Genomic DNA, 9,345 nt, shown 5'->3' on the forward strand with positions numbered 1-9,345 from the left:
ATCCACAGATATTCGGATCTATACCCACATAAACGGAGTCCCATGTACCCCGAGGAACGGCAGCAGGCGATCGCCTCCCTGGTCATGGCCAAGGGGCGCGCCTCGGTGACCGAGTTGGCCCAGGCCTACGACGTGACCACCGAGACGGTGCGGCGCGACCTGGCGGTGCTCGACAAGGCGGGGGTGGTGCGGCGGGTGCACGGCGGCGCCGTGCCGGTCCGGGCCCTGCACCTGGTCGAGCCGGGCGTCGGGGAGCGCGACGTGACCCGCGCCGAACACAAGGACGCCATCGCCGCGGCGGCCGCGGAGTTCTTTCCGCTGTCCGGGGCGAGCATGCTGCTCGACGCCGGCACCACCACGATGCGCATCGCCGCGCAGGTGCCGACCAGCCGCCCGCTGGTGGTCGTCACCAACTCGGTGCCCATCGCCGCACGCCTGGCCACCAACGCCTCGGTGTCGCTGCAGCTGCTTGGCGGGCGGGTGCGCGGAGTGACCCAGGCCGCCGTCGGCGAGCAGGCACTGCGGGTGCTGGACACGCTGCGCGTCGACATCGCCTTCATCGGCACCAACGGCATCAGCGTCCGTCACGGCCTGTCCACCCCGGACAGCGAGGAGGCCGCGGTCAAGCGGGCGATGGTGCGTGCGGCCAACTACGTGGTGGTGGCCGCCGATTCGTCCAAGGTAGGACGCGAGGACTTCGTCAGCTTCGCCCCCATCACCAGTGTCGACACCCTCATCACCGACCCCGAGATCAGCCCCGCGGCCAGCAGGGAGCTCAGCGATCAGGGCGTCGAAGTCATCTGCGCAGGAGGTCAGCCGTGATCGTCACCGTCACTCCCAACCCGAGCATCGACCGCACCGTCACGCTGCCCGGTGCGCTGACCCGCGGCGCGGTGCACCGCGTCACCTCGGTGACCAGCCAGGCCGGCGGCAAGGGTGTCAACGTCGCCCGCGCGCTCACCCTGGCCGGCGTCGAGACCGTCGCGGTGCTGCCGGCGGCCGCCAACGACCCGCTGGTCACCGCGCTGCAGGCCATCGCCGTTCCGTTCCGGGTGGTGCCCACGGCCGAGCCGGCCCGGACCAACCTGACCGTCACCGAACCCGACGGCACCACCACCAAGATCAACGAGCCCGGGGCCACCCTGGACGCCGCGACGGTCGCCGCGCTGACCGACGCGGTGCTCGAGGCGGCCGACGGGGCCGACTGGGTGGTGATGTCGGGGTCGCTGCCCCCGGGGGTGCCGGCCTCCTGGTACGCCGACGTGGTCGCCCGGCTGGCTTCGCACCCGTGCCGCATCGCCGTGGACACCTCCGACGCTCCGCTGGCCGCCCTGGTCGGCGCGCTGGACCGCGGTGCCCCGGACCTGATCAAACCCAACGGCGAGGAGCTGGCCAGCGTGCTGGGTCTGGCCCCGGAAACCTTGGAAAACGCTGCTGCTCAGGGTGATCCGGCGCCCGTGGTGTCGGCGGCCCGCCGGCTCATCGACCGCGGCATCGGCGCCGTGCTGGCCACCCTCGGCGCCGCCGGCGCGGTGCTGGTCGACCGCAACGGCGCCTGGCTGGCCACCCCGCCACCGATCACGCCGCGCAGCACCGTCGGCGCCGGCGATTCGTCGCTGGCCGGCTACGTGCGCGCCGAGGTCGGCGGGGCGGTCCCGCCGCAGCGGCTGCAGATGGCCGTCGGCTACGGCAGCGCGGCGGCAGCGCTGCCCGGCACCACTCTGCCGACCCCGGCGCAGATCGACCTGAATGCCGTTCAGGTCTCTCCGATCTCACCGATTCCTGCCACGCACTGACAACGAAGGACGAGAGTAGATCCATGACCAGCTCCACCACCTCACCACCGATCATCACCCGCGATCTGGTCCTACTCGACACCGACGTCGAGGGTGACAAGCAGGCCGCCATCACCAAGCTCGTCGGGGCGCTGGCCGCCGCCGGGCGTACCCACGACCCCGACGGTCTGGTCGGCGCCGCGATGGCCCGCGAGGGCCAGTCGGCGACCGGGCTGCCCGGCGGCATCGCGATCCCGCACTGCCGCTCCCCCTATGTGGACACCCCGACCATCGGCTTCGCCCGGCTCTCGCCCGCGGTGGACTTCGGTGCGCCCGACGGCCCGGCCGATCTGGCGTTCCTGATCGCCGCCCCCGAGTCCGGCGGGCAGGACCACATGAAGCTGCTCACCGCGCTGGCCCGGGCGCTGGTGCGCAAGGACTTCGTCGAATCGCTGCGCAACGCCGGCAGCGCCGACGAGGTGGTCGACCTGGTCGACGACGTGGTCAACCCGAAGCCGGCCGGTTCGGACCAGGCCGCACCCGCGGCGGCGGCGCAGCAGCCGGCCGAGAAACGCGCCAAGCACCTGGTCGCGATCACCGCCTGCCCGACCGGCATCGCGCACACCTACATGGCCGCCGACGCGCTGGCCGCCGCGGCCAAGGAGGCCGGCGTCGAGCTCACCGTCGAGACGCAGGGCTCCTCGGGCAGCACCCCGCTGGCCGCCGACATCATCTCCGGCGCCGACGCGGTCATCTTCGCCACCGATGTCGGGGTCAAGGACAAGGGCCGCTTCGCCGGCAAGCCGGTGGTGGCCTCCGGGGTCAAGCGCGCCATCAACGAGCCGGCCAAGATGGTCGCCGAAGCCGTTGCCGCCGCAGACAATCCGAACGCGGCCCGGGTCGAGGGCTCGGGCTCCGACGGCGAAGCCGGCGGGGCGCCGGCGGGCAAGGTGGGCTGGGGTACCCGGACCCGCCAGATCCTGCTGACCGGCGTGAGCTACATGATCCCGTTCGTCGCCGCCGGCGGTCTGCTGATCGCGCTGGGCTTCCTGTTCGGCGGGTACGAGATCGCCGACACCGGCAACGACATCGCGTTGAACAACTCGCTGACCGACCTGCCCCCGGGTGGTTTCTTCCAGTACCTGGGCGCGATCCTGTTCGCCCTGGGCGGGCTGGCCTTCGGCTTCCTGGTGCCCGCACTGGCCGGCTACATCTCGTTCGCGATCGCCGACCGGCCCGGCATCGCACCGGGTTTCACCGCCGGTGCGCTGGCGGTGTTCATCGGCGGCGGCTTCATCGGCGGCATCGTCGGCGGTGTGATCGCCGGTTTCGCCGCGCTGTGGATCAGTAATCTGAAGGTGCCGCAATGGTTCCGGGGGCTGATGCCGGTTGTGATCGTGCCGCTGTTCGCCTCGCTGGCGGTCGGGCTGATCATGTTCTTCTTCGTCGGGCGGCCGCTAGCCTGGGTCAACACCAGCCTGACCGACTGGCTCAACGGGCTGTCGGGAACCTCGGCGATCTTCCTCGGCATCATCCTGGGCCTGATGATGTGCTTCGACCTGGGCGGGCCGGTCAACAAGGCGGCGTATGCGTTCGCCACCGCCGGGCTGGCGGCCTCGACCACCGCGTCGTTCGAGATCATGGCCGCGGTGATGTCGGCGGGCATGGTGCCGCCGCTGGCGATGGCGCTGGCCACCGTGGTGCGCCCGAAGCTGTTCAGCGAGCCGGAGCGGGAGAACGGCCGGGCGGCCTGGCTGCTGGGGGCGTCGTTCATCTCCGAGGGCGCCATCCCGTTCGCCGCGGCCGACCCGCTGCGGGTGATCCCGTCGATGATGATCGGCGGTGCGGTCACCGGCGGTCTGTCGATGGCGTTCGGCGCCACGTCGCGGGCCCCGCACGGCGGCATCTTCGTGCTGTTCGCCATCGAGAACAAGATCGGCTTCGTCATCGCCATCCTGGCCGGCATGCTCGCCGGCGCGGTGTCGGTGGTCGTGGCCAAGCAGTTCATCAAACCCGCGGCGGCCAAGGCCGAAGCCGAGTTCATCGCCGCCTGAGCACACCCCTTCCCACCACCCGAATCAGTCCCCACCACCCGAAGGAGAATCCATGCCCACCAAGAACGTCGTCGTCGGCTCGGCCATCGGCCTGCACGCCCGGCCCGCCGCGATCATCGCCGAGGCCGTGGTCAACGCCGGTGTCGGAGTCACGCTCTCGATGGACGGCGGTGAACCCGTCGACGCCGGCTCAGCGCTGATGATCATGACGCTGGGGGCGGGCAAGGGCGCCGAGGTGACCGTCGAGTCCGAGGACGAGGGCGCCCTGGCCACCGTGGCCGACCTGGTCGAGCAGGACCTCGACGCCTAACCCCCGTTTCCACGCCGAAACGGCATTCCAGCAGCGGAAGTGCGAGTGCGCGGCTGCCGGAATGCCGTTTCGCCGCTTCGGGGGTGCCAAGAAAGCGGAATGACCCCTCCCGAGGCACCCATAAGATTTCCTGGTGCTCTCGACACGTACCCTTGATACCAGTTTCCCTGCCGCTCCCGCGTGGGCGGCATGTTTGCTGGGGGCGCACCAGGGCAACAGGCACTGGGCGGGCGATTCGGGGGGTGAAGCTGCGTGCGCCGAATAGGTGCGCTGGTATCGGCGCTGTCGATGCTGCTGCTGGTCGCCCCGCCTGCCGGGGCGATAGAGCCTCCCACCATCGACGCCGGAGCCGTTCCGCCCGACGAAACCGGCCCCGACCAGCCGATGGAGCAGCGCCGGGTGTGCGCCGCTCCCACTGTCTTCCCAGATTCCAACTTCGCCGACCAACCGTGGGCCAGCAACTATCTGCGGCTGGCCGAGGCACACAACTTCGCCACCGGCGCCGGGATAACCGTGGCCGTGATCGACACCGGGGTCAACGGGTCGCCCCGGGTGCCGGCAGAACCCGGCGGCGATTTCGTCGACGCGGGCGGAGACGGCATGTCCGACTGCGACGCGCACGGCACCCTCACCGCGTCGGTGATCGCCGGGCGGCCCGCACCTACCGACGCCTTCGTCGGCGTCGCACCCGATGCACGGATTCTGTCGCTGCGTCAGACCTCCGACAGCTTCTCCCCGGTCGGCGCGCGCACCGATCCGAACAATCCCGACACCACCCAGACCGCCGGCTCGCTACGCAGCCTGGCGCGCGCCATCGTGCACGCCGCCAACCTGGGCGCCCAAGTCATCAACATCAGCGAGGCCGCTTCGTATTCGGCGACGAAATCCTTGCGGGAGGTCTCCACCAACTTGGGCTCGGCGATCACCCCCAGCCCCGCCAGGATGTTGGCCACCACCCTCGCGATCGTCGTCTTGCCGGTGCCGGGTGGGCCGGTGAAGATCATGTGCTTGGACGCCTGCGCGACCTTCATCCCCCGCGCCGCTCGTACCTTGGCCATCTGGGTGGCGGCCCGGTAGCGCTCGATCTGCTCTTTGACCCGGCTCAGCCCGATTTGGCGGTCAAGCTCGGCCTGGGCGTCGGCGAGCAGTTTCTCCTGGCCGGAGGTATCCGCCTCGATGCTGTCGGGGTCCCACGGGTCTCGGCGTGAGGCGATGAACTCGGCGCTGGTCGTCTTGAGCCGATGCGATGGATCACGCAGCGCCGCAGCGACAGTCGACGTCGGGTGGCTCGCCTGCAGCCACTCGAGCAGGGCTACGGCGCCGTCCTCGTTTCCCAGGCCCCGATAGGTCATGGCCAGGAACCACGCGATCGCCTGACTGCAAGCCTCACCGGCGGGCGACGCGTTGGCGTCGGTCAGGCGACGCTCGGCCTCGGTGAACAGCCCGAGATTGGCGGCGGCGACGCCGTGGGCCACTCCCGCTGCGGCGGCCAAGAACTTGTCCGGCCACGAATTGGCTCCCCGCACCTCGTCGATGACATCGGTCCACCGTTGGGCGGCAGCGTAGATGACGGCCTTGACCCACGCGACCAGATGCTCGGCACCGGCCGCGGGGACGTCCTCGATCGCTTCCATCGCGTCGGCGAAATTGCCTTGACCGGCCTCGCTCACGGCGAACCCCATCGTGATCGCCAACGGTGAATTGACCGGATAGGTGATCTCTCCGAACATTCCGCCGATCGGCACCCGGGTTCCGAGACTGTTCATCGACATCTCGGCGGCACCGGCGAGCTGACCGAAATTGGTACGTGAGTACCAAGCCCGGAACATCGTCGCCCGGTCCCGGTCTCCGCAGCGGATGCGGCCCACCCAGGCGTCGCAAGACCCCTCGTCGAGTTCGGTTATCTCGGTGAACAATTCGAGTGACCGGGCCGGTGTGCTGGGTAGCAGACCGACCGCGGTACCGAAAAGGCTGGCCAGATGTTCAGTCATTCTCACCTGCATAGCGTGTCGAGAACAGCTCGATCCGTGCGGCCGCAGCCTGTTCCGGGGTGGGTAGATCCAGATCGCGATTGAGGAAGTCGCGGGTGGCGGCGTCGTGGTGACCGTGTTCGCGCATACCGTCCAGCATGACCGTGTACTGCGCGGATCTGGCATCCTGGGTCGCCAGACCGGCAATGCACACGATTTCGTCAGCCAGCTCGCTCGCGGTCAGGTTCCCGGCGCCGGGCCCCAGTTCGATCCGCTGGACGCGGCCGTCGAGATAGGTCGTCACCGACACCGTCTTGTCGGGGTTGGTGACGGTGAACAGCGGTGTCGCATCCGCAACCTGAGGGTCTGCCGCACGGTCGGGCGGCATCAGTCCGGCGAGCTGATCAGGATGGTCGTCAGGCTCGCCGGAGTCGGGTGCTCGGCGGAAGTCGCCGAGGATCACCCCCAGATCGGTCTCTTCGTTCTCTGCCCCGGTCTCGACATCGAATGCCGCCAGTTCGGGGCGGGGCCCGTCGTCCTCGGGGGTGCCGGGCGGAGAGTTGGCCACTGTGGATCGCCTTTCTCAGTCCGGGTACGTCGTGTCGGTCTCGGGTTCAGCCGTGTCCTTGTGCTCGAACCAGCTGCGGGACGGGAGGAACTCCATCAATCCGTCGAGTGCGCGCTGCAGGTTCTCAGGGCTGCCCGGCAGAAAGCTGCCGTACAGCTCTCCACTGACCCGGCGGGGTATCGAAACGATTCGGCCGTGCGGTGAGTCGAGCACCCCCGCCCCCACCTGCGCCGGTGAGAATGTGCCGCCCGAATGTCTTTCGGACGCGGTGATCTCGACCCAACTGTCGGGGTTCGCGGTTGCCTCGGCGTAGATGCGTGCCGATGACGGAGGCATGCCGTAGGCGGCGAGCTGTTCGGCGGACCGCACGCCGGAGAGTTCGGACGCGATACCGGTCAGCGGTTCGACCACGGCGGGCGACGCGTCACCGATCACCACATTCACCATCGACGCCAGGCCGACCTGGGGGGCGACGCGCTGCAGCACCAGCATGTCCTCGTCACGCGCTGCCACGACATGTCGGTCCCCCTTACGACACACCACGAAGCGCACCATTTTGCCACCCACGTCCCGGCGCCACCAGCGGCAGTCGAGCAGCCGGTCGGGCCGGCTCAGCGTGTCGACCATGGCCGCGACCTCGGGGTGGGGATCTCCGAACGCAGTCAGAACGCCCTGCGCGGTCAGGTCCCGGGTGACCTGATCCCAGACGATCTGGCGCTGGTCTTCGTAGGGGATGTTGGGCCGGATGCCAAGGGCCACCGGGAAATCGACGAGGTGCAGCAGGTCGGCGATCACCAGCATCCCGTCGATGGTGACTTCGACACCGACGACGTCGTCGTAGTGGGTGGGCTCGCCATCCCCGAGAAACGGCCCGGCCATCACTGCTGCCGCATCGATTCATCGATATGCCGGCCCGCCGAATCGTCGGTGTCGTCGTAGCGGCCCGCCGACGTGATCAGGCTCACACTCAGTGCGTGACCGGCGTCGGCGATCGCGGCCCCGCAAGCCCGTCGGACCGTTTGAAGCATGTCCAGCGCCTCGGCTGTGGACGCGGCGATCGCACCGTGGGTGTCGAGGATCCGGCGGTCGAGGTCTGACACCGATTCGGCCGCCGAGGCGACTGCACCAGCCGCCTGAGCCTGCCGCGCGGCCAAGTCGTGCAGGTGGGTCGGCGTCACCTGCAGTGGTTCTGGCGATGTCACGGGCTATCTCCTGCTGAGCGCTGCTGCGGGGGTCTGATCGGGGCGGGAGGTACGGCCTCGGCCTCGGCTTCAGCCGGCGGCTGCGGCGCCGGCGCACTCGGCACTCCAGGGGCATCGACAGTGTCGGACTCGGCGGCTTCGGGGGATTCGGCGGATTCGGCGGTCTCTGCGTCGTCGCGCTTCGACTGCCGGTGCTCATCTCGCAGGTCGTCGAGCGGTTCTTCGGGCGGTGATTCGACATCCGCGTCGTCGGCGTCGTCGGCGGCCCCGGACAGCGCCGGCAACGACTCGGCTGCCATCGCGGTGACGCCGGACAACACCGCGGCCAGCGGTGTGACCGCCGAGCCGATCATTCCGCCGACCGCGCCGAACGCCGCGGTCAGGCCGGACATCGCGTCGACCGGCAGCGCACCGGCCTGCGGCGCAGCGCCGGGCGCTGCCATCTCCGAAGGCGGGGCCGGCTCATCCGACGTCGGAAGGCCAGCGGCGGATGGTGGTGCCGGCCAGAGCCCGGCAGCTCCCGGATCCTCGTGGAGATCCTCGTCGGGATCGTCGTCATCGGCCCTCGGAGCCCACCGGTCCAGTCCGGGATCCTGCCAGGGCCCAGGCTCGGCCGGCCCGCCGGCCGCTTCGGCCAGCGCCGAGTAGCGGGACGCGATGCCCTGTAGCTCCGTGGTGTTCTCGCTCATCCGAACTGTCAGGTCCTGAAAATCGTCGCCTGCCGCACCAAGCGCGGCGGTGACGGTCGCGAGCTCGAATTGCGCTCGCATGGCCTGACCGACACCGGGGGTCGCCGCCAGGGCCCGCGCGGTGTGGCGAAGACCGGCGAGGTGCTCGGACACACCGTCCAACCGCGTTCGAATGGAGACGATCTGATCGCCCTGACGATCCAGAACCCGTCGGGCTGCGCGGTCCAGGGCCGCCATCGATGCCGTCCGTCGGTAGTGCTGCCGATTGGCCAGGGAATAGGCCCGCGCACCGGCGCCAGCCCAGTCAACTCCGGGAGTCGCCGCAGCCATCGCGTCGGCAGCCTCCGTCAATCCTCTGGCACCGAGTTCCAGGCCGGCGCCGCGCTCCGGATCACCGGCGCCGAGCGTCCGGCGCATCCCTGTGATCGCCAACAGACCGGCGTCCAGCGTTGTAGATCCGGCGCTGAACGGGCCTCCCGTGACTTTGCCCGAACCGCCGATACCGTCATCCACCCGCATCGTGATCCTCCCCTTCCCATCGGCAGGGTACCAGCGCCGAGGTGGTTGCCAGGACGCCAGTTCCACCGGCGCCGGCTCCCGCAGACACGCGAGCGCACCGACCTTTGGCAACGCACGAGCCGGAGTTTTTCCTGTTACCAGGCCATATCAGCAAACTGCGACTATGCGCAGGGCATCCCGTTCGGTGGGCCCAGGTAGATCCGGGGGCGTAACTCAGGTGCACCTCTACCACACCCTCGCCCCCGACTGCGATGACTA

General features: G+C 69.6%; 9 protein-coding genes and 1 pseudogene. 5 read left to right on the top strand and 5 right to left on the bottom strand.

Annotation, left to right across the window (positions count from 1 at the left end; translation table 11 throughout):
* The first annotated feature begins 42 nt into the window (after positions 1 to 42).
* The 5 genes and pseudogenes from ACN27A_RS33550 to ACN27A_RS33570 form a co-directional block, all read left to right on the top strand.
* The gene (locus tag ACN27A_RS33550; RefSeq protein ID WP_421458880.1) at positions 43 to 822 is read left to right on the top strand and encodes a DeoR/GlpR family DNA-binding transcription regulator; all 780 of its coding nucleotides are present in this window, start codon (positions 43 to 45) and stop codon (positions 820 to 822) included.
* Positions 819 to 1,796, top strand: a complete 978-nt coding sequence (pfkB, locus tag ACN27A_RS33555; RefSeq protein WP_421458882.1) for a 1-phosphofructokinase — start codon at positions 819 to 821, stop codon at positions 1,794 to 1,796. The genes ACN27A_RS33550 and pfkB overlap by 4 nt, the downstream gene beginning before the upstream one ends.
* 23 nt (positions 1,797 to 1,819) lie before the next feature.
* Positions 1,820 to 3,829: a PTS fructose transporter subunit IIABC gene (locus tag ACN27A_RS33560; RefSeq protein WP_421458884.1), complete on the top strand. Its 2,010-nt coding sequence runs from the start codon at positions 1,820 to 1,822 to the stop codon at positions 3,827 to 3,829.
* Positions 3,830 to 3,881: 52 nt separating this feature from the next.
* On the top strand, positions 3,882 to 4,139 hold the full coding sequence (locus ACN27A_RS33565; RefSeq protein WP_421458885.1) for an HPr family phosphocarrier protein: 258 nt from the start codon (positions 3,882 to 3,884) through the stop codon (positions 4,137 to 4,139).
* A 384-nt stretch (positions 4,140 to 4,523) separates the two neighbouring features.
* Positions 4,524 to 4,943, top strand: a pseudogene (locus ACN27A_RS33570) (S8 family serine peptidase); the annotation flags it as partial.
* On the opposite strand, the gene ACN27A_RS33575 reads toward ACN27A_RS33570, so the two are convergent.
* Genes ACN27A_RS33575 through ACN27A_RS33595 form a run of 5 tightly spaced genes read right to left on the bottom strand, consistent with a single transcriptional unit; the run spans position 4,853 to position 9,087 of the window.
* Positions 4,853 to 6,142 (bottom strand): AAA family ATPase, encoded by a 1,290-nt coding sequence (locus tag ACN27A_RS33575; RefSeq protein ID WP_421458887.1) that lies wholly within the window; start codon positions 6,140 to 6,142, stop codon positions 4,853 to 4,855. The pseudogene ACN27A_RS33570 and the gene ACN27A_RS33575 sit on opposite strands and share 91 nt — an antisense overlap.
* Complete coding sequence (locus tag ACN27A_RS33580) at positions 6,123 to 6,677, bottom strand: hypothetical protein (protein WP_421458889.1); 555 nt, start codon at positions 6,675 to 6,677, stop codon at positions 6,123 to 6,125. Before ACN27A_RS33580 ends, ACN27A_RS33575 begins: the two co-directional genes overlap by 20 nt.
* Before the next feature lie 15 nt (positions 6,678 to 6,692).
* On the bottom strand, positions 6,693 to 7,556 hold the full coding sequence (locus ACN27A_RS33585) for an ESX secretion-associated protein EspG (RefSeq protein ID WP_421458891.1): 864 nt from the start codon (positions 7,554 to 7,556) through the stop codon (positions 6,693 to 6,695).
* Entirely contained in the window at positions 7,556 to 7,879 is a 324-nt protein-coding gene (locus ACN27A_RS33590; RefSeq protein WP_421458893.1) for a type VII secretion target, read from the bottom strand. The genes ACN27A_RS33585 and ACN27A_RS33590 overlap by 1 nt, the downstream gene beginning before the upstream one ends.
* Complete coding sequence (locus tag ACN27A_RS33595) at positions 7,876 to 9,087, bottom strand: EspA/EspE family type VII secretion system effector (protein WP_421458895.1); 1,212 nt, start codon at positions 9,085 to 9,087, stop codon at positions 7,876 to 7,878. The genes ACN27A_RS33590 and ACN27A_RS33595 overlap by 4 nt, the downstream gene beginning before the upstream one ends.
* Positions 9,088 to 9,345: the final 258 nt, after the last annotated feature.

Origin of the sequence: Micromonospora sp. WMMD737 (genome assembly GCF_049179055.1) — a bacterium.
Classification (GTDB): Bacteria; Actinomycetota; Actinomycetes; order Mycobacteriales; family Micromonosporaceae; genus Micromonospora; species Micromonospora reichwaldensis.

Excerpts from the sequence above, each read along its gene's own strand:
- ACN27A_RS33575 (WP_421458887.1), bottom strand. The coding sequence starts at position 6,142 with ATGCAGGTGAGAATGACTGAACATCTGGCCAGCCTTTTCGGTACCGCG.
- ACN27A_RS33585 (WP_421458891.1), bottom strand. The coding sequence starts at position 7,556 with ATGGCCGGGCCGTTTCTCGGGGATGGCGAGCCCACCCACTACGACGAC.
- ACN27A_RS33560 (WP_421458884.1), top strand. The coding sequence starts at position 1,820 with ATGACCAGCTCCACCACCTCACCACCGATCATCACCCGCGATCTGGTC.
- ACN27A_RS33565 (WP_421458885.1), top strand. The coding sequence starts at position 3,882 with ATGCCCACCAAGAACGTCGTCGTCGGCTCGGCCATCGGCCTGCACGCC.
- ACN27A_RS33550 (WP_421458880.1), top strand. The coding sequence starts at position 43 with ATGTACCCCGAGGAACGGCAGCAGGCGATCGCCTCCCTGGTCATGGCC.
- ACN27A_RS33595 (WP_421458895.1), bottom strand. The coding sequence starts at position 9,087 with ATGCGGGTGGATGACGGTATCGGCGGTTCGGGCAAAGTCACGGGAGGC.